The organism is Stenotrophomonas sp. PFBMAA-4 (assembly GCF_030053215.1).
GTDB lineage: Bacteria > Pseudomonadota > Gammaproteobacteria > Xanthomonadales > Xanthomonadaceae > Stenotrophomonas.
On the sequence record NZ_JASGBW010000003.1, the window covers coordinates 157,920 to 182,881 of the forward strand.

13 protein-coding genes are annotated in these 24,962 nt (G+C 61.9%); 5 read left to right on the top strand and 8 right to left on the bottom strand.

Going from position 1 to position 24,962, the window contains the following annotated elements; genetic code table 11:
* Nucleotides 1-100: 100 nt before the first annotated feature.
* Together QMZ26_RS03325 and QMZ26_RS03330 are read left to right on the top strand one after the other, a co-directional pair.
* Complete coding sequence (locus QMZ26_RS03325) at nt 101-400, top strand: hypothetical protein (protein WP_283220574.1); 300 nt, start codon at nt 101-103, stop codon at nt 398-400.
* Nucleotides 401-1,002: 602 nt separating this feature from the next.
* On the top strand, nt 1,003-1,359 hold the full coding sequence (locus QMZ26_RS03330; RefSeq protein ID WP_108746537.1) for a hypothetical protein: 357 nt from the start codon (nt 1,003-1,005) through the stop codon (nt 1,357-1,359).
* A 298-nt stretch (nt 1,360-1,657) separates the two neighbouring features.
* Here QMZ26_RS03330 and QMZ26_RS03335 read toward each other — a convergent pair whose 3' ends face one another.
* Nucleotides 1,658-2,440, bottom strand: a complete 783-nt coding sequence (locus QMZ26_RS03335) for a 3-hydroxybutyrate dehydrogenase (RefSeq protein ID WP_283220575.1) — start codon at nt 2,438-2,440, stop codon at nt 1,658-1,660.
* A gap of 176 nt (nt 2,441-2,616) precedes the next feature.
* Between QMZ26_RS03335 and QMZ26_RS03340 the strand changes: the two genes are divergently transcribed.
* Nucleotides 2,617-4,092 (top strand): hypothetical protein, encoded by a 1,476-nt coding sequence (locus tag QMZ26_RS03340; RefSeq protein ID WP_283220576.1) that lies wholly within the window; start codon nt 2,617-2,619, stop codon nt 4,090-4,092.
* Here the strand turns inward: QMZ26_RS03340 and QMZ26_RS03345 are convergent.
* Complete coding sequence (locus QMZ26_RS03345) at nt 4,028-4,867, bottom strand: type 1 glutamine amidotransferase domain-containing protein (protein WP_283220577.1); 840 nt, start codon at nt 4,865-4,867, stop codon at nt 4,028-4,030. The genes QMZ26_RS03340 and QMZ26_RS03345 overlap by 65 nt on opposite strands.
* Nucleotides 4,868-4,963: 96 nt before the next feature.
* Here QMZ26_RS03345 and QMZ26_RS03350 point away from each other — a divergent pair, with 96 nt between their 5' ends.
* Entirely contained in the window at nt 4,964-5,881 is a 918-nt protein-coding gene (locus tag QMZ26_RS03350; RefSeq protein ID WP_283220578.1) for a LysR family transcriptional regulator, read from the top strand.
* Between the two features lie 543 nt (nt 5,882-6,424).
* Nucleotides 6,425-6,781: a hypothetical protein gene (locus tag QMZ26_RS03355; RefSeq protein WP_283220579.1), complete on the top strand. Its 357-nt coding sequence runs from the start codon at nt 6,425-6,427 to the stop codon at nt 6,779-6,781.
* A gap of 242 nt (nt 6,782-7,023) precedes the next feature.
* On the opposite strand, the gene QMZ26_RS03360 is transcribed toward QMZ26_RS03355, so the two are convergent.
* From QMZ26_RS03360 to QMZ26_RS03385, 6 genes are read right to left on the bottom strand one after another with little or no spacing between them, the layout of a single operon-like run.
* Nucleotides 7,024-8,739, bottom strand: a complete 1,716-nt coding sequence (locus tag QMZ26_RS03360; protein ID WP_053494846.1) for a DUF262 domain-containing protein — start codon at nt 8,737-8,739, stop codon at nt 7,024-7,026.
* Nucleotides 8,740-8,752: 13 nt separating this feature from the next.
* Nucleotides 8,753-9,520 (bottom strand): HNH endonuclease, encoded by a 768-nt coding sequence (locus QMZ26_RS03365; RefSeq protein WP_283220580.1) that lies wholly within the window; start codon nt 9,518-9,520, stop codon nt 8,753-8,755.
* A gap of 49 nt (nt 9,521-9,569) precedes the next feature.
* Nucleotides 9,570-11,501 carry a chromosome segregation protein SMC gene (locus QMZ26_RS03370; RefSeq protein WP_283220581.1) on the bottom strand — a complete coding sequence of 644 codons (1,932 nt, stop codon included), beginning with the start codon at nt 11,499-11,501 and terminating at the stop codon, nt 9,570-9,572.
* Nucleotide 11,502: 1 nt separating this feature from the next.
* The gene (locus QMZ26_RS03375; protein WP_283220582.1) at nt 11,503-16,491 is read right to left on the bottom strand and encodes an N-6 DNA methylase; all 4,989 of its coding nucleotides are present in this window, start codon (nt 16,489-16,491) and stop codon (nt 11,503-11,505) included.
* A 24-nt stretch (nt 16,492-16,515) separates the two neighbouring features.
* A complete protein-coding gene (locus QMZ26_RS03380; protein ID WP_164077647.1) occupies nt 16,516-19,305 on the bottom strand; it encodes a helicase-related protein in 2,790 nt (929 codons plus the stop codon).
* A 6-nt stretch (nt 19,306-19,311) separates the two neighbouring features.
* A complete protein-coding gene (locus QMZ26_RS03385) occupies nt 19,312-24,582 on the bottom strand; it encodes a DEAD/DEAH box helicase (protein WP_283220583.1) in 5,271 nt (1,756 codons plus the stop codon).
* Nucleotides 24,583-24,962 lie beyond the last annotated feature (380 nt).

Sequence of the window (24,962 nt, forward strand, 5' to 3'; positions counted from 1 at the left end):
GTGAGCATCCCTCAACATTCCTGCTGTAGGGTGGCGCCATCTGGCTTCTCTGCGGTGCGACTGCTTCGCCCCCGTGTCTAGCCCCTCACCGGCACGACACATGCACCCGTCACCCACATTCCAGATCCTCAGGATCCGTCCGTTACTGCGCCTCGATGGGACCGTCGATCGCGTGGAGGTCCTTCACTGCAAATGCCACACCTGCGGTAACGATTCGCGCTATTCCGAGCCGGGCGGCTTTCGACACGTTGAATCGGATATCGAGCTGACCTGCCCCGCGTGCAGTGCCACCGGCGTGTTCACCAACGCCGAGCTGTTCGCAGCGTGGGTAGAACAGGTGCGGCGCGACCGCATGCTGGTCCTGGCGGGCATCGACCCCGAAAAACTCTACGGGCCCTAGCCGAAGCGGTATCGCCGGGCCGTGCCCGGCGAGTGGAGCGGCTGCATGACGCATCCGGCACGCCAAACCGGCCGGATGCGTCACGCTGGCCTTTGCTATTCGCTATCCACGCAATCAGTTGAAATGTTTCATACAACTATTCGTAAGCGCAAAACGTCACACGCTGCTTGCCTTCGCGAGCTGTTTACGTCCCCCGGCGTCGCCTCTGCCATTGAGGCGGCGAGCTAGCGTCTCCTCCTGTCGCATATGCCATCTGAGTTGCATGCAACAATTCCCGCATCGCACTCGATGCATCCGAAATCTTCGGATTTTTCTCATTGAATTGAACGTGCAGGCGTAGACAACATGGCGCGCCACCGAAAAAGGGTGGCCGGGTCTGCAAACCCGTTTCAGAGATACGCCTGTAGTTTGCGCTTGCCCGCCGGTACCGCCCGGAAACCGGTACCGGCGGGCAATCCGTCGGCCTTTATGGCGGGCGGTGCGTGGGGGTCTTCGCACCCACCGGTCTATGGCGTTTCTCTACCCGGTTTGCAGCCACGCACCGTCCGCCACCCCGCTTCCGCGCGGTGGCGCTGTTAAGTACAGCCACGGAAGCTACTGCCATGACCACTCGCAAGAACCCGCCGCTCCATGCTGTTGGCACCGTCACCGACGACGAAAACCCCACCTCCGATCTCAGCACCTTCCAGGGCTGCCTTACCCGCATCCGGGATGGTGAAGGATCCGATGGAATGCTCTGGCCGGAGGAAAACCTGTCCGACGGCCGACGTCAGTCCCTCGCGCGCATCGACCGCGCGGCCACGGGCATCCTCACTGCGGTGGAGATGCTGCACGCCGCCAACCGCTGCAAGACCATGGCCACGCCCCGCCGGCATCTGGATGAGGGCGTGGTGGAGGGCTTGTTCTTTGCGTGTCGCGAGCTTGCCGAACTGGTGTGCAGGGAAGTCAGACCGGCCTGATCTCGTCGGGCCATGCCCGGCGGAAAATCAAAACCACCGCGCTGCGCGCTCGCGGGGCACGGCCCCGCGCTACCACCACCCCGCCCGGTAGCGCCGGGCCATGCCCGGCGGAAAATCAAAACCACCGCGCTGCGCGCTCGCGGGGCACGGCCCCGCGCTACCACCACCCCGCCCGGTAGCGCCGGGCCATGCCCGGCGGAAAATCAAAACCACCGCGCTGCGCGCCACCACCGCGCAACCGCTCCCGGTAGCGCCGGGCCATGCCCGGCGGGCAATCAAACGTCCCGTGCAACCACGCCTAGCGCGCGGTCCAACCGCCATCCATCGGAAGCGCCGTGCCCGTCATCTGCGCGGCGGCGTCCGATGCCAGAAACACCACCATGTCGCCCAGCTGTTCCGGCGTCACGAACTGCAACGACGGCTGCTTCTCGGCCAACAGCTCACGCGCGGCGGATTCCTGGTCCGTTCCTTCCCGCTCCGCCAGCGCGGTGATCTGCTTCTCCACCAGCGGCGTCCGAACCCACCCCGGGCAGATGGCGTTGGCCGTGATGCCCGTGCCCGCGTTTTCCAGCGCGGTCACCTTGGTAAACCCGACCACGCCATGCTTGGCCGCCACATAGGCGGACTTGTTCACCGAACCCACCAACCCGTGCGCCGACGCGATATTGATGATGCGACCCCATCCCTGCTGCTTCATGTGCGGCAAGGCCGCCGCCGTTGCATGGAATACCGCAGACAGATTCAGCGCCAGGATGGCATCCCACTTATCGATGGGGAATTCCTCGATGGACGCGGTGTGCTGGATGCCCGCGTTGTTCGCGAGAATGTCGATGCGGCCCATCGTGGCAACGGAACGGGCGATCATCTCCCGCACCGCCTCGCCACGCGAAAGATCGGCGCCGTCATGCGCGACCCGCACCCCAAACTCGGCTTCCAGGCTGGAGCGGATGCGTTCAATCTCCGTCGCATCGCCGAAGCCATTCAGCACAATGTCGGCCCCCTGGCGCGCCAGCGCCGTGGCAATGCCAAGACCGATACCGCTGGTAGAGCCGGTAACTACCGCGACCTTTCCAGAGAACATGGGGAAGATTCCTTAGAACGGAGGCCCAAGTGTAGATCCACGCCATGCGTGGATGCTCCACCTCTCGGCACAAGCTCACCCTGCCAGTGTAGATCCACGCCACGCGTGGATGCTCCACCTCTCGGCACAAGCCTAGGCTGGCCGTATAGTCAGCCCATCCAGCCAAGGACGGTCCGATGAACCTGCGCCACGCCCTGCTGCCCGCTGCCCTGACCGTACTGCTTTCCCCCGTGGCCAGCCTTGCGGCACAACCGCAGGCCACCAGCACACCCCTGACCACCGGCAGCGTGCGCCTGGATATTGCCAGCGGTCGCGTCGAGGGGGACATCTGCGTGACCCACCTGCCAGCCGATTCACGGGGCTCGTTCGCACTCAACGCCGGCCTGAATGTTGCGCGGGTCACCGATGGTGACGGCAAAGACGTGGCCTTTGGTGGTTGGTACGAACCCGGCGTGGACGGCGAGGCACGTGTCTACACCCTGGCCGAACCCACCGCCAAGCTCTGCGTGCAGTATGTCGGCGCGTTTCCGCGCTACCCGAAGCACGATGCTATTGACGACTTCAAAGGCATGATGGCCTTCAACGGGGACAGCGCCCGCTTCACCGAGCAGTCCGCATGGCTGCCACTGGCCTTCAATCCCAAGACCCGTGTGCGCAGCCGCGAGAGCCGTTACGACCTGCAGGTAGACTGCAACGGCTGTCGGTTCCTGTATCTCAACGGCAGCCCGGCCATCGAAGGCGCACAAGGCCGCTTCCGCAGCGATATCGCCCGGCCGATTCTGCTGTTCGGCGGCAGCGGCCCGATCAGCCGCACCGCACAGGTCACCCTGCTCAACGAGAGCCTGCCCGCGGCCAAGGTCGATGCGCTGTCCAATACGGTACAGAAAGTGGCCGACGTCTATACGCGCTACATGGGCGTATCGCCGGCCGAGCGCCCCACCTTCCTGCGCATGGTCACGCTTGACCAGGTGCAGCGCGACCGCCGTGGCAACGAGTGGGGCTTTGCCGCCTGGCCGACCATTGCGATGAGCGGCAGCATCGGCAACGTGGCCGACTCGCTTCTGGCGGGCGGCGAACCGGCCGAGCGGCGCGTGCAGTACATCGCACACGAAATGGGCCACTACTACTTCGGCACCTTGAACCAACCGCAGGGCCCCTACTATTGGTTCCTGCTCGAATCCAGCGCCGAGTTCCTGTCGATCAAGGCGCTGCGCGAGGTCAGTGGCGATGCCGCCGCGGATCGCTACGTCGCGCGGCTGCAATCGTCCATCGACAAACAGGACAAGCCCCTACCGGCATTGGACAGCATCGATGCCAGCGCCAATCTGGGCGAGCTGTATCGCTACGTCTACGCGCCCTTGCTGCTGCTCTCGCTGGAACAACAGGTGGGCGAAGCGAAGATGCAGGCCTTCATGCGCGGCCTGCTGGCTGCGCCCTCCCCCAAGGATTGGGCCGAGCTGCAGAGGATTGCGATGAAGGCCGGCATCGACGCCAAGACCTGGAAACAGTGGCAAGCCAGCTGCGTGTCAGGCGGCGCGCCACGCTGTAGATCCACGCCACGCGTGGACGCTCCCCCTCAGCGCCCCATCACTTCAAGTGCTCAACCAGCCGCTGGCCCACTTCCAGCGCCGACGCCGGGTTCTGCCCGGTGATCAGCTCGCGATCCACCACCACATGGCCGGTCCACGGCGTGGTGTTACTGCTGAACTTCGCACCTGCTTGCTGCAACGCGGTCTGCGGGTAGAACTTCATTTCGCCGCCGCCTAGCATCGGCTTGGCCTGCTCTTCTTCCTGGTTGCTGATCACCGTCATCTGATAGCCGCTGTAGATCCACTTTGGCGCGGCCGGCATGCCACCCGCTTCCAGCTTCGATACGAAACCGTTGGCATCCGGCAGCGTGGACAGCAGTGCGATCGGCCCGTGGCAGACCAGCGCGGTGGTCTTGTTGCGCTGGTGGAAGTCGGCCAGCAAGCGGCCCAGCGCCGGGCTTTTCAGCAGATCCTGCATCGGCGCGTGGCCACCGGGGATATACACCGCATCGAAGCGCGCGTAGCCCTGCTGCTCGACGCGCGCCAGGCTGACCACCGGCGAGGCCGTCGGCGAGGTCAGCGCCAGCTTCTCCAGCAGTTCCTTGTGCAGCTTCAATTGCGCTGCATCGTTGCCGAAGTACGCCGGCGTCACCGAGGACGCATCCACCGTCGGCGCCCGCCCCTGCGGCGTGGCGAAGGTCACCTCATGGCCCGCGTCCAGCAGCAGCTTGACCGGCTGCATCAACTCGTTGAGATAGAAGCCAGTGGACAGCACCTTGCCGTCCTTCAGGTCCAAGTGGTTTTCGTTGGACAGCACCACCAGCACGTTGGCGGCATGCGCGCCGGTCGCGGCGAGGGTCAGGGCCAGCGCTGCGGCCAGCCGGGTCATCAGGTTCATGGGGAGCTTCTCTCGGGGAATGGCCGCCACTTTATTCATCGCCCCAGCGGCGATAAATTGGCCCCATCGCAAAACATCTGTTCCCGGGAGAGCCAAATGAGCCGCAAGTTCGACTACCTGGGCGATGTGGAGGTGTTCCTGGCGGTGGTCGAGCACGGCTCGTTCACCGCCGGCGCGGTGGCGCTGTCCACCACGCCCTCGGTGCTGAGCCGTGCGGTCACCCGCCTGGAAGCGCGGCTGGGCCGGCAGCTGCTGCAGCGGACCACCCGCCGCGTGGGCCTGACCGACGCCGGGCGGCTCTATCTGGAACAGGTGCGCACCGCCTTCGGCTTGCTCGACGACGCCGAGCGCGACGTACAGGGCCAGGACGGTGCGCTGGCCGGCCGCGTGCGCCTGAGCGTGCCCACCACCTATGGCCATTACCGGCTGCCGCCTGTGCTGGCGCGCTTTGCGCAGCAGTACCCGCAGGTGCAGGTGGAACTGAACATCACCAACCGCAATGTGGATCTGGTGGCTGAGGGCTTCGACCTGGCTATTCGGCTGGGGCAGCTGCCGGACAGTGGGCTGGTGGGGCGGAAGCTGGAGGATGCGCCGCTGGTGCTGGTGGCTTCGCCGGAGTACCTGCAGCGCCGGGGTACGCCGCAGACGCTGGAAGATCTGGAGCAGCATCTGTGTTTGCCGTTTGTGATGCCGCGGACTGGGCGGCTGGCGCCGTGGGTGTTTAGGGATGGCGGGCGGGATGTTGATTGGCTGCCGCGTTCGTCGATTGAGACTTCTGACGATGTGCTGGGTGTAGTGTCGCTGGCCGAACAGGGGATTGGGATCTGCCAGAGTTATGAGTTCATCGTGCGGGAGCGGTTGCTGCGTGGGGAGCTTGTGGAGGTGCTGCCGCAGTTGCGGGGGCGGTCGAGGCCGTTCTCGGTGATCTATGCACCGCATCGACGGCAATCGGCGGCGGCGCGGGCGATGATTGAGTTGCTGGTGGGCAATGCGGCTGAGGATCGCGTTGGTTGAAGCCGGGGGGTTGTTAACGGTGTCGGGTTTGAACCGATTTTCGGGCTATGCGGCTGATCGCGCGCCGTTGCTTGGCGAGGCGGACTAAGAACTGTTGCAAAGCAGGCTGTCGCGCTATTCGCTTGTGGCGTGGACGATTGCGCCAGTCGGGATCGCAATCAACATAGCAGCTGCGCGAATGCGTCTTGCGGTGTCGCGTGCCGCACGAATGCCACGTGCAACAATCGTTCTTCGCTCTCGGATTCCGCGATTCCTTCGCGAATTTCTATTGGCATTCGAAGCGGCAGCGTAAACACCATGGCGCGCCACCGACAACGGGTGGCAGCGGGCGTCCAAACCCGAGACAGATAGTTGTTTACGCTTGCCCGTCGGCACCGTCCTTAACCGGTGCCGGCGGGCAATCCGTCGGCCTTTATGGCGGGCGGTGCGTGGGGGTCTTCGGACCCGCCGGTTATTGACAACTGTCTGTCCCGGTTTGGAACCCGCACCGTCCGCCACCTCTTCGCGGTGGCGCTGTTAAGCACAGCCACGGAAGCCGACGCCATGAATGAACCCGACACCTTCTCCTCGTACAACGTTGTTGAGCCCATCAACGACGAGACTCCCCTGCCCGACCTGAACTCCCTACTTGGCATCCTCAAGCGCATGCGTGGCTGCGAGGGTGCAGATGGGCATCCTTGGCCGGAAACCGATGTCTCACCCGGCCGCCGCGTGAGCCTGGCTAGAAGTGAGCGCGCGATGGTTGGCGCATTGACGGTGCTAGAGTTGCTACACGCGGCAGACCGCTGCCGGGTGGCAGCGGAGCCGGAACGGCATTTGGATGAGGGGGTGGTTGATGGGTTGTTCTTGGCTTGCCGAGGGTTGGTTGAGTGGGCGTGCCACGAGGTTAGGCCGGAGTGACTGCGCTCACATTTGACAAGGTCAACGCCATTCGTTGCATCAACGTCCGTTTCCGACAGAAGCGGACTTCCAGGAAGGATCTCCTGCCGTCGCCGAACGCCAGTTGCATGCATCCTCAACGCGTGCCGTCACTTTCTCCCAGGCCTCCGGCCAGCGGCAGGCGCTACCTACGGAGTTGATCAGAGCATCCCTAGGTCAGGCGGTATGAGACACGTGCCATACACACACAGCCGCCTACCCGCTCACTCTGCAGGCCCAACAAACGTATTCAGCGCCATTGCAATCCTCTTGCGTCGCTCAAGCAAGAAAGCCTTGTAGCTTTCCACTTCCAGCAGCGATGCCTCAACCGGGATGCACTGTGCTGCGAACGCCAGCTCGCCAAGCTGGTCCACCAGCGGGGGCAGGTAAACCGCCGGGGCCTTGTCGCTGATCGCGCGATTCGTCTTGCCGCCGATGAATCCCAGATTGGCGATGTCATCCGCCTCGCGGGCAGTGAAGCTGGTCTTCAATACGGCTTTGGGGAAAATGTGATGGAACTGCAAGCGATGCTGGGCGCCCGAATGATCCAGAGCAATGGTCAATTGGCTGAACCAATCTTTCGCACCGGCAGCGCGGAAAGCCAGGAACATCGTCTTGAACAGCGCACTACGCTGGTTGCGCCCTTCCAGCTCCTCTGCGGTAATGTCCAGACGGCCGAACTGCAGCCGCAGCCGGTCGATCAGCTCGCGCACCGCTCCGCCCTGACGAATATTTGCCAAATCCTGATCCAGAATGGTTTCGCTGGAGCCTCGGGAGAAGCGGCCTTTGGCATTGGCCATCAGCGCCCAGTAGCGCAGTTGGCGGGCCTCATCGTTGCTCAGCGCATAGTTGCGGCTATGCCCGAAATACGCCAGCACCACCAGCAGGAAAGGCGACGACAACAGTGCCGGGCTATCGATGCCAAGATTGCTGCGCAGGAAGTTGAGCGCGAATTCCATGCCATTGCAGGCTTCTTTCCATGCCTTCTGCAGCTTCTCCACATTCAGGCTACCCACGATCTGAAAACGTGATTGGCCGGTGGCAAACGCCATCAAATTCTTCAAGTGCAAACCGAGATCAAGGTCAAAGCCCGTCTTGGCGCATGCCTTCTGGAAATCCTGAAACGTCTGTAGCGAGTGCCGCCACTTGGCAGTGATCTGCGCCAGAGCCAAGTCGGAACTGCGCAGCTTGGCTCCCAGTGAATTGACCCGGACGAAGATTTCCGTGACCTCATCATAGGAAAGCGTGCGTTCCAGCACGTCCATCCGATAAACGTACTTGCGGATGCCACGTAGCCGGGCGAGGCGCTGGCTGTACTTCTCGTACCGGGGATCGTCAAAACCACTAATGCCAGCGCGTTTGAGGAAAGGCGCATCGCTGTCGGTCTTGAACACTTCTGACACTTTTACCCAATGCGGCAACTGCTCCAGCTTCCTCGTGGCCACCACGAACGTCATCTTGTTGAAGCGCTTGAGCAGTTCATCCTCGGTCGAGTCCGCCTCATCGCCAATCAGTTCGCTATCGTCATCAGCATCGTTCTCGTCGTCGCCGTTCTCTTCCACTTCGGTCACCACCGCCAACTGGTCGGGATGTTCCAAGTTGAACAGCAAGTCGATAGGCCGGCGGCGACCGCGCACCGATACTGGCTCGCCGCGAATGACGGCAGAGAGCGATGTCAGACGCTGCTGACCATCCAGCAGAAGCCGCGTGCTCTGGTAAGGATTCGTGCTTTGGCTGACCGCGAAATCCTGCAGCGGAACAGCCTCGTCGGTTTCCCAAAGCAGGATTGCGCCCGAAGGGTAGCCGCGATACAGCGAATCCAGCAGATCGCGCACTCGCGTGGAGCGCCACACATACTGGCGCTGCATCTCTGGCAAGCGCAGTTCGCCCCGCTCGATCATTGATACCAGTTCTTCAACGCTTGCTTCGGCCTTGGCCATGTTTTTCCTTCGATCAGGCACCGAGCAGGAAGCGCTCGCGGTGCCACTGTAAATAATGCCGGTGCTCGCTGGCCAGCCAGCGCAACGTCATTCCCGAGTGAATGCCAAGCCCAGGCAGATCGCTTTGAGACAGGCGGGTGCTGGTCAGCAGATGCCCGACATCGTCGAAGCTGATCAGAAAGCGATCGAACAGCGCATCGAGATTGGCCACCAGCAGAAAGCCGTTGAAGGCATCCAACCGCTCGGCATCGTCGGCACATTCGGCCCAGGGTTTGGCATGGCTAGCACGCAGGGCTTCAGGCACCGCGACGCCAGTCACTGCGCAGGAACCGCCCCAGTAGATCAGCAAGGCATCGCGGTAACGCGCCTGCCCCACGCGCTGACGCACCAGGCGTTCGACTTCCGTGCCGCGGGCTTCGGCAGACATCGTCTCGACAACTTGCGCCACGGCCGCGTGGTAGTCACGCACTGCCTGATTCGGCAACGCCTGCGACAGGCTGGCCGTGCGGCGCAGAAGAGCCGCCAAATCGGGCAGAGTCGGCACACAAAACACGTCATCGGCTCCGGCCCAGGGTTGGAAACTGCGCAACAGTTCCGGCAGCAGCGCGGGCGTAGCCGGTTGAAGGCGCAAGCCGAAGCCATCGGCCGATGCCGTCACTACCGCCTGGCTGCGATGGCGAGCCGAAGCCAGTATCACCGCATCGCCAGCGGATGACAGCACGTGCTCGAAGCCGTTGTCGTGGCCGGTTTTTTCGATGAGGGCGCGTTGTAGAGGATTCATTCAACCAACTCTGGGCGCAGTCTTCGGAAACTCATTCCTGCCTCTCCTTTTACAAATCTCTTTTTAAGAGACGATCGGAAGCTGGCGAACCGCGAAGCTGCAAAGCGAGCCAAGGTTCTTGGGCATACTCTTTCGGAGGCGGGGTAGTAGTCGTCACGATGTACTGAAACAAGGGGGCCGATCCAAGTCCTTCCAGTTCATGCACAAGATGAAATAAACCGTGGTACAAAGCGAGCCCAAGGTCGGCTTCACGTGGGCTGTCATGGATCAGGAAAGCCGGAAGCCTCGTGTCACCATCGATACTCATGCACAGGGTCGCGAGATCGAAAGCCACGACTTTCAGCGAATCGATCGCAGATGTCGAACGATCCCCGCCCATCTGGACAACCAGGCTCAGTCCGTTTCCGGTCAATCGGATTTCGCCATTGGCTTCAGGTCCGACTAAGCGTCGGATGATTGGGTCGAACTTCTGGGCAAGCTTCGAGAAAACAGTCGCATTCTGGTTTTGCAGCGTCGCGATCCGCTCCCGCACTTGCTCTATCTCAGTTTGATGCCTAGCCAGGCGGGTTTCGGTAGTTTGCTGCTGTTCGAGCAGCGAGGCCAGGCGCTCGACATCGTCCACGGCCTTGCGTGCGGTATACCACGCCCCATCGCGCTGTTCGCGAAGCTTCAGCAGGTTCTGGTAATGCTCTTCCCTGCGCGTTGCATCCTGTTTCGCCAACGCCAGCTCAGGTCGTAACTGCTTCAGTAGCGATTGGGCTGACTCCAGACGCTCCTGTTCATCCTTGAGCGCTTTTTTGCCGCTCTCCAACCTAGCCTTGCAGGCCTCCAGATCTGGAACCTTGTGTGACAACCCGCATTGGCTCGCCAGCACGCGGTCAATGGGCACCTCGCAGATGGGACAAGGATAATTTTCTGCTTCCTTGAGCGAGTAGGCTAATGTTGGATATTCTCCCTTGATCGCGGATATCGCCCGCTCGATGGCTGGTATCACAGCCTCTTGCCTTCCGATATCGGCCTGGATCCTTGCCACCTCCGCTTGGGCATTTTCGTGCGCCTGCCGCACGGAGTCGGTATCCGGAGTCGCGCCCGCACCATTGGACTGGGCTTCCACTGCCAACCGCTCCTGCGCCGCCCTACGCAGGATTTCGACACCCAGAGTGCCCTGCGCAAGTTCATCGTCCGTAACGCCAAGCCCTTCCAGAAGCTGCTTTCTCAACTTGCGGATTTCCCAGGCGCGATGGCCTATTTCCTGCTCTTGGCTACGGCTCGACTCGCTCATTGCGGCGATGTCGACGCGGAGTGTCTGTTCGGAGGGGTCGATGGCGTTCAACAGGGCTCGCAGTGCCTCCAGCCGCTCAGTTCGATTCAATCCCCTCGCCGGCGACTCCGAGTCGGATAGTGAGGATCGCCATTCAAGAACATGGTCGAATCTGCATTCCTGATCCCTGCTCAACAGCGCCAAGGCAATCTGCCAGGCCTGATGCCCTTGTTTCTTGCCAGCGATCAGATCTCTGACGCCCGGAGTCAGCAGATTCTCTTCGATGGCGTTGAGCAGCGGCGACAGACTCGTGGCCGGCATTTCGCTGAGAACAAGCTCATCAAGATTGCCATCCAGTACCGCGAAATGCCGCCGCCGTATGCCCAAGGGTCGAAGAACAGCCCAACATGCGCCATCCAACACGACTTCCATGCCAACCCATCCGTTAGGAAACGCCGAGCCAATTCCGTCGCGCTGATCTTCGGGAGCAAACTTATCCTCGCCCAAGCAATAGCGCAACAGCCTGCAGAACAAGGTCTTTCCTCCGCCATGGCCGATGCCATTGTCGTCCGGCGTCCACACGATATTCAGGCCTGGACGTAATGAAACATCCCGCAAGGGCAACTCCCCTGGCTTTTCCCATATCACCAGCCGCTTGATCCATAAACGTGGTTCGCGCATCTGTGCCGGCGGAGTAAGGCATAGCTGTTGCTGGAACATGTCAGGCTGCGGCTTCAATCCATCCCCCTATCTCGTCAGGCAATTCGCGAATGACACGATCGAAGTCTTGCCCTCGCGCTTGCAGGAAAACAAGAATCATCTGGGCACGTCCTTCCGCCCATTCGGCAGCAGGTACATCTAGTTCGCCACCTTTGGCCCAAGTCCCCGCTCCAAGATCTTCAATCAGGTAGCCACTGCTTCGGAGGAAGCGCACAGCCCCGCCCCAAGCCTGATTTGCGCGCGGTATGAAGCTCAACACCGCCCCGGGCAGCGGCCTAGCTTCTTCTCCTACCAGGCGTTGCCAATCCAGAGCATCCTGCGCATCCAGCAAAGGCGTCATCAGCCTGGGCTCAAGCGCCAAGACGGCGGCGAGACGTACATGGCGCACCGGCCATGGGGCCTGCGCAGCCTTGAGCAAGGCGGCCAAGGCCACCCCCGTCTCCGCACCTTCATTCTGTTGTGGTCGTGCCCAGATTCCATCAGGCAGGGACGCTCGATCGACGACCTGCCGAGCCGTGGCTTCAGCCTGAACAGGCAATGCGTCTTCTATCTTGAAGCCTCGCTTGAAAGCTTCCAACACCAGATGCTGGGTGCGGTACTGCACGTGATCGCGACGGGTTTCGCCATCGACACTGGCCAATCGAAGGGGCGTGACTGACGTCTCTCTGTACGCTCCGAAATCCCGCAGCTCATTGTTTCGGAGCACGCGGAAGGTTTCGCTGGGGTAGTCGGCCCCCATTACGTCGGCGGGGTCGAGGATATAGCGCAGTTCTTCCTCGGTGAGGCCGTAGAGTTTGGCGTAATAGGCGTCGAGTTCGGCGCGCAGGGTGGCGCGGCGGTCGAGGTCGAAGGTGAAAGGCTGGCCTTCGTAGCCCAAATCTCTGGCCCAAGCGGCAAGGTCGTGGGTGGTGTAGGTCAGTTCCAGTACGCGCGGCACGATGAAAGCGAGGTCGGCCTCGGTGTAGCGGTCTGGCGGCAATACGGGAAGCTGTTTGTAGATGAAGTAATTCATGTGCGTGCCACCTGTCTTGTGCCGCGCCACAAAGTCAAATACCAGCGCAGACAGGTTGGCGAGCAGCGCAGCGAATCGTGCACGGTTTCCCCCGTCGGGGAATAGCATCAATGGCATCTGATTGCCAACGCCAGCCAACGGCACCACCGACGCGATGACCGTCCGCTCATTAGTCGCATTGGTGATATCCCGCCACCCCATCAACCACTGCGGGCAGGCAACCTGCAGCCAGTGTTCGGCTAGGGCGAGCACGGCGTGCTCGTCCGCCAAGGGCGTCTCCGATGCAGGCAGATGGCCGTAGTCGGCGGCGAGCGCCAGCAGAGCGCTCTCGGCTTCATGATCAATGGTGTACCAGGCCGTAGTGTTGCTGGAGCCATGCGTGTAGAGCTGCGCCTTGGCTTCGCATTTGGCGGGCAGGCAATCGTCATTCAAGGGTTGCAGGCTTTCCGAGCTGTTGCTCACGAGGCCCAGCGATGTGGGTGCGATTGTCTGCGCATAGGGCTGGCGGGCTACAAAGGCTCTCCAGGCGGGGTACGCACCCATGCTTGGATTGACGCTGCGCTGTGCCATGAGGTGCGAACCGAACAACAAATGGGTCACGCTGAGCACGGTCTCCTGTGCATTGCCGTCCTTAAGGGCTTTCAGCAATCCTTCGGGCAAACGGGCAACACGCAGCCAGACTTCGCGGGACTCAACCCAGTAGCGTGGGGTGACAGAGAATGCCGGGTCGGCCTTCTCGACCGGCGAGACGTCGCGGCTGTTGCCGTCTAACGAGTAGGTGGCCCAGCGGTGGTCGAACTGGTGGATGAGCTTTGCTTCGTACAGTGGCAATCGATCCGGACCGGGCTCTGCCTTGAACAAATGACTGGCGCTGGTCATGTTGAAGAGGCCTTGCGAGAAGGTAATGCCCCACGGGTTCTGCGCGGGCTCCACCACCCTGGCGTACTTGCCCTCACCTTCAACCACGGCATCGCGCATCAGCACCGGAGCGGCTCCGTAGAGCTTTTTGGTCAGTTCCGCATCGCGTTCGCTGCGGAAAACCGGGCAGGTGAGCGTGTTGGGGTTGATGAGGCGGAACTCGTCGGGCGTGAGGGTGAAGCGACGGCGCGGGTCGGCCAGTTGGCTGACTTGGGTGGCGAAGCAGACGAACTCGGCCTGCTCCGCGGCCCCCAAGGTGAGCAGGCAGAACTTCATGCGGCTGTCGACAGCTAGGAACAGCTTTTCGCGGTTCTCGATGTCGTACAGGCTGATCAGCCGCCGGTTCTGCGTGATATGGCCAAAGTATGCCTTGGTGCTGTCGTCTGTGGCGATGCCGGTGGGCACGATAAAACCCGCTCGACCGCTGTCGGCATGGATCTGCAGGATTGTTTCGGCAAACAAGGGATAGGTGTTGAGCTTGCCAACGGCCGTCAGCGGAAAGCGTCCCGACTCCCGGTAGAAATTGTTTGCAGCTGCGATCCGCTGGCTTTCCTTGACAAACTCATCCCACAGACGCGGATCGGTTTCAGGCAGCGCAGCAATGGCTTGCTTGCGTGCATCGCCCGCCAGTTTCGCGATGTGCTGAGCACGCGTGGCGAAGAACTCTTCTTCGCCCATCTGCGACACCTCCCAAGGCGGATTGCCCAGCACGCAGTCGAAGCCACCTTGCGCGAACACCTGCGGGAAGGCCAGCGGCCAATGGAACACGCGGGCTTGTTCGCAGGCCGTGCGTGCGGCGGCGATGGGGGCGGCGTGCTCGGTCTGGGTGCGTTGCGGGTCGGTCAGCAGCGCATGCAGGGTGATGCTAGTGGGCACGGTGTCGGCGGTGTCCTCCGCCTTGGGCAGCAGGTAGGCGCCCACAAGCACATCGGCGGCGCGGGCTAACGGGCTGCGGGCGGATTCTTCCAGAAAGCCCCGCCAGGCATTTTCCTTGGCCACCACTTGTTCAGGCCTGTCGGCGGGCAGGGATTCTATGGCGCGTAAGGCTTCGAGACCGCTGCCGTTGTCCTCGCCCAGCAGCATCTGCCTGCCTTGCAGATCCTTGGAAATCTGCTTGAGGCCGGCGGCGTTGACCTTAGCCAGTTCTTTACACACATCCTTGTCGTCGCCACTCAAAGGCTTGAAGGCTTCCTTCGCGATGCCTTGTTCCAGAACGTTCAGGTCGGTCAGGCCCAGAAGGGCGTCGCCCACTTGCAGGTGGTGGTCGAGAAAACCCAGCGGCCGGCCTTCCTCGTAGCCTTCCAACCACAGTGCCATGCGCGCCAGTTCGATGGCCATGGGGTTGCGATCCACCCCATATATGCAGCGGGCCACCACTTCGCGCAGGGCGTGGCGGTAGTCGAGTGGCTGGATGGCACCTTCCTGTCCGCCTTCGAGGCTGCGCAACTGAGCCAGCTTTTCCGCCAAGCGGCGGGCGGCGGCCAGCAAGAAGTGGCCGCTGCCGCAAGCCGGATCAACGACGCGGATGGCCAGCAGTGCCTCGGTGGGATTGGCCGGACGGGCCGCCAGGCGCTCTTCGATGACAGGATCGAGTGCACTCCTAATCAGTTCCTGCACCAGGCTGTCGGGAGTGTAGTAGCTGCCGGTGAGCTTGCGGGCGTTGCCTGCGGTGCTGCCCTCCTCGGTGCGGCCGACGAAGCCAAACGTGCGCGCCGGTAGGTCGATGGCGGGCACCAGTTCCAGCAGGCTTTCATAGACGCTGCCCAGTTCTTCCGGCCCCATGTTGCGGTAGTCCACCGGGGTGAGACTGCCCCCCTTGCCTTGCCCGACGACGGCCCAGCGCAGGTGCTGCATGGCGGTGAGCAGATGGGAGTTGTCCAAGCTGGCGTTATCCAGAGCAGGGCATTGCTCCGGTGCGAATAGGCCACCCAGCGCGGGCAGCGCCAGGCGGGGCTCACCTTGCGCCAGGCCACGAAACACGATGCGGATGGTTTGCCATTGGTCGTCATGACGCGTGCGGGCGCGACGCTTGAGGCAGAGTTCGCGCAGGCGGGCCAGTGAGTAGCCTTCGGCATAGTCGAGGCGGGCAGCCTGTGCTTCGTCGCTGTCTGCCTGGGGGTGCAGCACGCCGCGTTCCTCGACCGTGAAGACAAAGATAAGGCGGTAGATCAGGCGCAGCAGTTGCTGAAAGAAGTCGTCCTTGCTGAGCGAACCGTCGTTCAGAGCGTTGCGCAGGGCTTGGTTGGCGGAGTGTTGCAGAAAGCCGTGGCCGAGTGTCAGCAGAGCTTGTTCGACACCATTGCGCAGACCATCGCGCACGCGGGTGCCTTCCTCCTGGCCCTCGTTGCGCCATTGTTCCCAGATGCACACCGCAGCCTCTCGGCCGAGGCAGGATGCGCGGCTGGCGTGCAGCAGACGCCAGACATTGGCGAATTCGGCATAACGCTGCCCACCAAGCAGGTCGGCCAGATCCACTTCGAGAAAGCTGGGACGGGTGAGCGAGGCAGCGTCGCGCAGCAGGCGCAGTTGTTTGCCGTTGCTGACGATGCCCCATTGCAGCGGTTCACTGGCGTTGAGCAATTCCTGCATGGCCTGGAACGGGGCCTTCTTACTGTTGCCGCCGCCCTGCACGGCAAAGCATGCGTCGGCCTCGTCCAGCCCCAGAGTGTGCGGGGCTACCAGTACGGGCAGGCTGCCAGCCATTAGGCTGATGGGATAGCGCAGTTCGCCCACTTGCTGTGTTGCCGTAGCTTGCAAGGTCGCGTAGCCAAACGAATCGCGCAGAAGTTCGCGGATGAAGGCGGTGGTGAGCTGCGCAGCATCGATGTCGGCGCGCCCAATCTGCGCGGCGAAATGCCGCCATTGAGCGCAGGCAATCTGGAAGGCGCGGCTGTATTCGTCCTTGAGCTTGACGCCCTTGGGGGTGCCGTAGTCGGCCTCTAGTTGTGCGTTAGCGCGGCCCTGAGCGGCTTTTTCCAGCTGATCGGGCAGGAACAGCCCACCTTCAAGCTTGAGGGTGGGCAGGTTCAGCGTGGCCTGGGCCTTGCGGATGCGTTTCACGGTTGTTCTTCTCCAGGCCGAAGCTTATAGCGAGTCAGGCAGCAGCACGTACACACCCATCACATCCACTGGTAGGCAGGGGCTGACGCTGTACTGGCCCACGTCACGGGTGGCCTCGCGCACGCGCTGGTGGTCGGCCAGCAGGGCATCAGCCCGCTCTTGGGCTACCGCTTGTAGCTGCTGCGGATGCGCGGCGAGGAAGTCGAGCGCGGTGCGAATCTCGCGCTTTGCCGCCTCCGGCGGCAGATTTCCGCTCGGCGCGCATTCGAGCAGGCGACTCACGCCATCGTCGACCAGCCATTGGGGAGCATTGCGGCCCTGCACAGCCAGAGCAACGGTTTCCTCCGCCATCATCTGGAAGGGCTCGCGACGGCGTACGTAGCTGAGCTGGTGGCGCAGGCGCAGTAGATAAAGGGTGGTGACGACCTCTACGTCGTTGGTAAGAGTGGCAGCACAACGGGCGGCCAGCGGACGTTCACCTCCAAGTGCGTCTTCCAGCAGGTACTGAGCCAGCAGCCCAACCAACGGGTGACTGCGATGCAGTCCGTTGAGTTCGATGAGCTGGGGTTCGTCGATACCGTCGTCGGTCAAGCGTTGGCGCAGGATTTCGGGGAGGTGCTGCGGTAAGAAGCGTGCAGACTGCTTGCGGCCGATCTCCAGCGGTGACCCCAGCCGCACGCAAGCGCTCTGCAGAAAGCGCGACACGTCAGCATGGGTGCCCAAAGCCTTCTGCTGTTTGTGCCATTCGGGTAGCACCTCGTCTGGCTTGATGCGACGCTGGGCGAACACGGTGCGATTGGCCTTGGCTTTTTCCAGCGCGTCGCGCCATTGGGCCTGTAGAGGAGCGAGCATCTGCTCCGACTCACCAAAGTCGAATGCGACCTGCGGCGATGCGGCACGACCGTCGCTGCGCTTTATCAATGCCGACCTGACCAAGGCCTGATTGATGCGGGCTTCGTCCTCGGGCATGGGAACGAGCACGCCGAGCTCCTTCTGAATGGCCTCGGCCTTCTTGAGGATGACGTTAAGCACGAAGCCATCCACCGGGTTGTCTTGCCCGTAGAGCATGGTGCAGCGCACTTCATCGGCATGCTGCCCGAATCGATCGACGCGGCCTTCGCGTTGTTCGTGGCGAGTGGGGTTCCAGGCCAGATCGTAGTGGACGACAGCAGTGAACAGATGTTGCAGGTTGATGCCTTCGGAGAGGCAGTCGGTCGCAACTAGGATGCGTTGCTCAGCATCCTCCAGCTCATCCACACGCTCTCGGCGCTCTTCGGGAGTGAGTTCGCCGGTGACGGCATCGACGGTAGCTTTGGGGAAAGCGGCCTTGAGGTGTTCGGCCACGTAGTGGGCGGTGGCGATGTAGCGGCAGAACACCACCGGGTGATAGTCATCCTTCACTAGGAGGTCAATATGCCGGATGAGCGCAGCCAGCTTTGGATCACCGGCCTTGCCAGAAAGACGTTGCGCGTCCGCGATCAAGGCCTGCAGACGCGGCGCAGCGTCCTGCACCTGGGCAGGCGGCTCCAGGTCACTGGCGGAGAGGTCGTCGGCTTCGCCATCGTGCAGGCGCTCGTCGCTGAGAAGCGCCTCATCCGGCACAGTGCCTTCCAGCCGTGTGGTCAACGCCTTGACGGCAGCTGCGGGCGACGATGCCACGCAGCGCAGCAATGCCAGAGTGGCGTACCAAATGAGGCGCGCGCTGCCTTGTTGTTCTTGCTGCTCAACGGTTTCAGCCAGTTCGCGGCAGTAGTCCTGCACTGCGTCGAAGAACGCGCCCCATTCGCCGCTGAGTTGATAGGTAAGCTCGGTTTTCATGCGGCGGGGAAAACCTCGTCCGTCATGGGTCTCCGCCTGCCATTCAACGATGTCTTTGCGGCGGCGCTGGACGAAGTGGCGGGCCAGTTCCTGACGCAGTGGGTCGGAGGCCGTCATTCGGCCTTGCAAGGCCGCAAAGCGCGGATCGAGCAGCGACAGCAAGTTGTAGAAGGCGGTCTCGTCACCAGAGTGAGGGGTCGCGGTCAGCAGAATCAGGTGTCGCTGCGTGTCACGGGCAAGGCGTTGCAGCAACTCGAAGCGCAATTGCTTGCCTGCACCGCTGCTGGCGCAGGTGTGGGCCTCGTCAACGATGATGCATTCGGGGGCGGTAGCGAGAAACTGTTCGCGGTGGCGTTCGCTCTTGATGTAGTCCAGGCTGACGACCACCACGGAATGATGGTCGAACAGGCTCACTCCATGCGGAAGATCACGTTCGATGCGGGAGGCCGAAGACGAAGTCAACGCCACGGCCTGAAGGTTGAAGCGGGTTTCCAACTCACTTTGCCACTGCTCGACAAGGTGCGGCGGGCAGAGAATGGCCAGGCGGGCGATTTCGCCACGATCCATGAGCTCTCGTACGATCAGGCCGGCTTCGACGGTCTTGCCGATGCCCACGTCATCAGCGATCAGCAGGCGCACAGTGGACAGGCGCAGTGCCATCAGCAACGGTACAAGTTGGTAGCCGCGAGGCTCCACCGCGATATTGCCAAAGGATCGGAACGGGCCCGCGCCTGCGCGCAGGGTCAGGCGCAAGGCATCGCGTAGCAACAGCGCGGCGGCATGGTTGCCGGCGCGTGCAGGATCGGGCCAGTCGAAGGTGGCGGGTTCGACGGGATGCAGTTCCAACTCGGGGATCAGGGCGATGCTTTCGTCATCGGCGCCGCTCAATGGGCGCAGACGCAGCCAGTCGCGGCGGGAGCCGCTCTGCACTACCCATTCGCGGCCTCGGGCGCGCACCAGGTTGCCGGGCAGAAAGTCGTGTTCGAGGATCGTCATGCGCCTTTATTCCTTGGAACCGAACACATCGGCGTGCGCGGCGAATTGTTGTGGCCAGCGTGAAGCGTCCGAAAGATCGAGCACCTGCCAGCCTTTGTCCTGCAATACGCTGGTGGTCTGATCATCCACAGCGGACAGAAACACCAAAGCACGAGATGCCTTGTACTGGGCCGCCGCAGTGGCTACGCCATTGTTGACGGACACGTTGACCGCATCAGGTTGCGCGCCCCCGGCCTGGCGGAGTGCGGACAGCCAGGCGTCGAGGGGCTCGTTTGCTGTTGTTGAGATAACGGTAGTCGGGCTGCTCGTTACGGGCTGCACCTGGGCATTGGCCAGCGCAACCAACAGCTTCAGCGCATCCGCATTGCGGCGGTTGATGTGTTCGTGATCCGGCTGGTTGAAGTAGGACAGCAAGCACTGATAGCAGCCGGCTTCACACTGATGATTGCCAAGTGCATCGGTCTGTTCCAGCGACGGCAGATCTTCCAGCGTCCAAATGCCGCTCTGCGGTTTGCGATAGTGAATCAGTTGCAGGGCATTGCTGGCTACGAGAGCAAGGTCGTCGCGATTGTTTGCCAGGCGAGTGAGCACACCTGCACCGCCTTCCGCAGCTTCGTAGAACAGCAAGGCGCGGCGCTCGTCGGACTTCGGCAGTGGCTCGACCACCAGTTCGGATTCCTCGATCTGGAAGGTCATTTCGATGCCGCGCTTGAGCGCGGCCTGCAAAGTGGCCATGGCCTCCAGAGGCAAGGCATGTACGGGAGCGAAGATCAGCAGATTGCGATGATCTTCCACAAAGGGAACGATGCGTTGGTTGGGCACCTTCTCCAGCAAAGCATCGTCACTGCCCTTGTCGTCCTCCGCATCCGGTGCATCCTGCTTGCTCCAGGTGCCCGTGATAGGGTTGATGTAGAAGCCCAGTTGCTCCTTGTCCTTGCGCCTGCGCCAGCCGCGATTGATGCGCCAGATTTGCGCAGCGGGCGCGTAGGTGAGCTCGCCTAGCACGTCCTCGCCTTGCTGGATCGTAGCCTTCTGCTGCTGGATACGGCCATCGGGGCCGGGCAGGAAGCGGTAGGTGGTTTGCAGCTCGAAGCCCTGACGCTGGCGTTCCTCGTCGTTGATGGAAATGCGCTCGGTGGCCACGGTCTCCACGGTTTCGATGCGGTAGAGCTCGCGCACCCAATCGTGCTCGGTGAGCAAGGCGTCGCAGTTCTCGCAGCGATTGACCAGCGGCTGTTCGCCGCCCGGCTCGCCGAGATGACCGTAGCCGCATTGGCTGCACACCAACGAGGCAATGGTGGCCAACTGGCTGTTGCCGGAAATGTGGTCTGTATTGCCTACGTTGAGTTTGGCACGCACCACGCGGTACATGCGACCCTGGTGATAAATGAGGCTGCGGGGGCCGAATTCGGACAGGGCCAGGAAGCGCGGCCGGCTGACCATGCTGCCTTCGTCATCCTTGCCATTGACGGCTTGGCCGCCACGGGCGGGAATCCAGGCCATCAGCGGCAGGCGCGGGAAGTTGTAGCCTGGCAAAAAGCCTTGGCTGGCCAAGTAGCGATAGGTGTAGAAATCATTGTTCTGGCCGTTGCCGGACTTGAGCAATACGGCGTACTGGCGCGCGGCGTCGCCGTAGCGGCGCTGGGCATTTTGGCGCTCCATGTGCGAGGCGGTATGGCTCTTGACGATGCGATCGGCCATATCCATTTGCTGGCGGGTGGCATCGAACAGCACGCGCCAGCGCTCCAGCGCCCCAGAGAACGCCTGCGCCGCGTTGTCGATGACCTGACGCACATAGTCAGGCGTGAACCAGGCGCTGCCTTCAAGCTCGCCCTCAAGCTGGTTGATGACCCGGTCGGCACTGGCCAAGGCCCGCTGCTGGACAGCCTGCGCCCGCAGTGCTTCGTGCAAGGGCTGTTCCAGTGGTTTACCGGGCTGGTCGAGATCCAGCATCGGCGCAATGCTGTCGTCCAGCGGCACCTGGGTACTGGCAAGCCAGACCGCTTGCAGGTGGCTGTCGATGAGATCACGGTTGCTCAGATCGAGGGTTGGCGCGCGCACGACGCCATGCACCATTTGCTCAGCATTGTGGAAGAACCACTGGTCATGCGGACTGAGCGCCGCGCAATAGGTGATGACCAGCGCCTGCTGACCCGAGCGACCGGCACGGCCGCTGCGCTGGGCGTAGTTGGCGGGGGTCGGCGGCACATTACGCAAGTACACGGTGTTGAGCGCGGAGATATCCACGCCCAGCTCCATCGTGGGGGAGCAGAACATCACCGGCAGCCGCTCCAACGGCGCTTCGTGGGCCGGGTTCTGCGCCCAATCCTGCCTGTCTTTTTCGGTGTAACGAAAGCGCTGCTCCAGCAGTTGCCGGCGTGGCGCATCCACCTGGGCCGTGTGTTCCTGGGCCTCGAAGTCGAACAGCGGATGCGAGGGCTGGCGCAGCAGGTCGGCAATGCCGAGATACAGGGTGCGGAAATACTGATTGATTCGATTGCTATCAGTTTGCGGCTGATCGGCAATCAGGCACCAGTCCAGAGCAGCCGCGTTCAAGCGCCAGCCTGCGAGCTGGGCGTCGATAGGTTGGCGCTGCACATAGCCATAGTCCTTGGCGGACTCCAGCAGCGCTTCGATCAGCTTAGTCCACTCGACATCTTTCCATTGCGCGACCTCGCTGGCGCAGGCGCTGTTGCGCCAGAAGGCGGCCGTCTTTATTTGCCGTAGCAGACGGGAGCGTGGACCACCTGTCACCAAGTCGGTGCGCGGCTTGCCCTTGTATTCCGGGCGCTTGCCGAGGATGAGATAGCGGCCGGTATCGAGTTTCTCGTCGGGAGCGAAGGCCCAACGCTCATTCAAGTAGGTGTGGGCACTGGTGCGTGCCTTGTCCTGCTCGACCGGGTCGAGGTAACGACTTTCCAGGCACAGATGGCGGCGCAAGGCGTCGAACAGTAGTTCGAACAAAACTGTCCGCTGCACTGCCGTCAATTTGGTCAAGGTGCTGTTTGCAGCAAAGATGCTGGCGTCAGCGCAAAAGGCATCTAGGTCTCGATACCGAATCTGCAATAGGCCGAGTTGATCCAGATTCGGATTATTGAAGCGCCAGCCACGCCGCAGATCACGCAGTAGCCGGTAAGCGATGATGAAGCGCAATGTGCGTTGCGCTTCTTGTCGGGCCAGTCCCATGAGCTTGGGGGTGCGCAGATACTCCACCAAGGTCGCTTCATCGACCCCTTGAAAGCCGAGGGCCTTGAATACGCTTTCGGCCAAGTGTTCTTCATCGAGTTGGCCGCCGCTGCCTTGCAGTGCGCCGATCAAGCCGGCACGCAGCGTCAGCAGGAAAATGAAGTCGTTGAAATGTCCCGCCTGCAGAGCGGCATCCTGGCGGTTGTCGGTAAACCCAAGCAACTTGCGTGGGTCAGGCTGCCCTGGCGCAGGTTCGGAAAGTGCAAACAATTGCTGCAAGGCCGCCAGGGCAATCATGGTCGTGGCCGAAGAGCGGCCTTCGCCGGACAGGCTGGAGAGGCGGTTGGCATCCTTGCCGTGGGCTTCGTGTGTCGTGCCGCAGTTCAGGCAGAAGCGGAACTTTCCCGGAATGAACCAGAACTCCGTCCCCGAGCCCGATTGCCCTTTGGCATCTACCGTGACCATATAGGGAACGGCATTCTTGTAGGCTGGCTTGATTTTGGGTTCGTTACGGCTGAGGTCGATCCAGGTTTCCGGCAGGTCTTCGAGCAGGCCGCCGTATTGCTGCCCGGGCACCAGAGGACACAGAAAGCCATAGCTGGCGTCGTCTTCTGCCGCGATATCGTCGATCTCACGTGAGCTGAAGCTGAGCGGTTGCTGTGCGTGCCAGACAGGTAGGTACTCCTGGCCGCAATCGCGGCAGAAGTGCGTCGGGTAAAGCAGCACATTCTCTTGCTGTCGCCCCGGCGCGAAACGCTGAGCATCGAGCGTGACATGGCGCTTACCTCGCGCCTCCAGCGTGGTGAGCACCTTGCCGGGACCGCTGATGAACTGGTGCAGCTTGAACGCGAAAGGCGGCCTGCCCTGGGGCGTGCGCACATCATGGGCAGCCACTAGAAAGCGCTGCAGGGCGGTGCGAGCGGCTTCCGGCTGGCAACCCGCGTCTTCGGCGAGACGGCGGCTGGCCTCTTCCAACATCATGGGTCTCGCCCGCCTGGGAGGCTCGTCGGCAGGTAGTTCGATACCCAGGTTCAATTCCACCCAGATGGATAACGGGTCATTGCGAAAGGCGTCGAAGTCAGCCCAGATATCCTGCTTTCGCGTAACGGCCGCCGGTAGTTCTGTACGGATGGCGTTGACGTCCTTGAGCGGGTTGGTGACGCGCTCCAAGGTCTCGCCGATGACGTCATGCTCGCTGATCTGGGTGCCAAAAAGTTTGCTAGCCACATCGGCCACCACGCGGTTGCGGTCGGCTTGGCTACCTGTGCTGGACATGGTGGCCGAGGTACCGATGCAGACCAGTTGCTCGGCTTTCAAGCGCTCTCGCAGGCGCCGCACTAGCAAGGCAACGTCCGCCCCTTGACGGCCACGATAGGTATGCAACTCATCCAGCACCAGGAACTCAAGTCCCTCGCAGTGTTCCACCACACGCCGATCCACTTCGTCGAAGCGCGTGAGGATGTACTCCAGCATCATGAAGTTAGTGAGCAGGATATCGGGCGGGTCATCCGCGATGGCGCTGCGTTCCGCCTTGCTTTCCTGGCCGGTGTAGCGCTTGAGGGTGAAGGGACGACGCTCTGGCGCATAGCCATGCAGAAACTTGTCGAGTTCTTCCAGCTGGCTGTTGGCCAGAGCATTCATCGGATAGATGACAATGGCCCTGGTACGTGCTTTGCCATCGGATTGTTTGGCCTTGAGAATGCGGTCGATGATCGGGATGAAAAAGGACAGGGACTTCCCCGACCCCGTTCCGGTCGTGACCACATAGCTTTGGCGTTCCTGGCCTTTGGCCAAGGCTTCCATCTGGTGCTTGTAAAGATGCAGGGGTTCTGGCGAACCTTCAGACTTCCCGACCTGGAAGATCTCTGCGCAAGCAGCATGCAAAATCCCCTGTGCCGCCAGGTTCTGCACCGTGCCTTGGCGTTGGTAATTCGGGTTGATCTGCACCAGCGGCTCAGGCCAATAGCGACCTTGCGCATATTGATGTTCGACCTCGGCTTGGATATCAGGCGCAGCGATGCGAACGAAACTGCGGGAAAAGCTGCCGTATCGTTCGATGAGCTGGTCGCGGAACTGGAAAACGTTATCCATGGAGAGTCCTCACTGATCCATCTTGTGGCCAACCGCCAGAACCACTGCACTGACGGAAGTGCCTGCTGCGATGCGCTTCCTCTTCGTACGCCGCACCCCGTCCCTACCCTTCAGCCGGCCAGATGACTCTATGCATACCAATGCCGCGCTATGGCACGGACCTATAAGGGCTTCGGCTGACCGCGCAGTGTAAATGCGGTAATCATAGCCATTAAATGCGGCAGTTCCCACGCAAATGCCCCATTAGCGGCGTCGTCTGCCCCCCACTCTGAACCTTGGCCCGGTCGCAGGTGGCCAGCATGACTGACTGGGGATGATCGGCGGCAATCAGCTCAAGCGTGCGTCATGCAGGAGCACTTGACAAACAACAAGGGCGCCTC

Excerpts from the sequence above, each read along its gene's own strand:
- QMZ26_RS03350 (WP_283220578.1), top strand. The coding sequence starts at position 4,964 with ATGAGCCGCAAGTTCGACTACCTGGGCGATGTGGAGGTGTTCCTGGCG.
- QMZ26_RS03345 (WP_283220577.1), bottom strand. The coding sequence starts at position 4,867 with ATGAACCTGATGACCCGGCTGGCCGCAGCGCTGGCCCTGACCCTCGCC.
- QMZ26_RS03365 (WP_283220580.1), bottom strand. The coding sequence starts at position 9,520 with ATGAATCCTCTACAACGCGCCCTCATCGAAAAAACCGGCCACGACAAC.
- QMZ26_RS03335 (WP_283220575.1), bottom strand. The coding sequence starts at position 2,440 with ATGTTCTCTGGAAAGGTCGCGGTAGTTACCGGCTCTACCAGCGGTATC.
- QMZ26_RS03325 (WP_283220574.1), top strand. The coding sequence starts at position 101 with ATGCACCCGTCACCCACATTCCAGATCCTCAGGATCCGTCCGTTACTG.
- QMZ26_RS03355 (WP_283220579.1), top strand. The coding sequence starts at position 6,425 with ATGAATGAACCCGACACCTTCTCCTCGTACAACGTTGTTGAGCCCATC.
- QMZ26_RS03360 (WP_053494846.1), bottom strand. The coding sequence starts at position 8,739 with ATGGCCAAGGCCGAAGCAAGCGTTGAAGAACTGGTATCAATGATCGAG.
- QMZ26_RS03380 (WP_164077647.1), bottom strand. The coding sequence starts at position 19,305 with ATGACGATCCTCGAACACGACTTTCTGCCCGGCAACCTGGTGCGCGCC.
- QMZ26_RS03330 (WP_108746537.1), top strand. The coding sequence starts at position 1,003 with ATGACCACTCGCAAGAACCCGCCGCTCCATGCTGTTGGCACCGTCACC.
- QMZ26_RS03340 (WP_283220576.1), top strand. The coding sequence starts at position 2,617 with ATGAACCTGCGCCACGCCCTGCTGCCCGCTGCCCTGACCGTACTGCTT.
- QMZ26_RS03385 (WP_283220583.1), bottom strand. The coding sequence starts at position 24,582 with ATGGATAACGTTTTCCAGTTCCGCGACCAGCTCATCGAACGATACGGC.
- QMZ26_RS03370 (WP_283220581.1), bottom strand. The coding sequence starts at position 11,501 with ATGTTCCAGCAACAGCTATGCCTTACTCCGCCGGCACAGATGCGCGAA.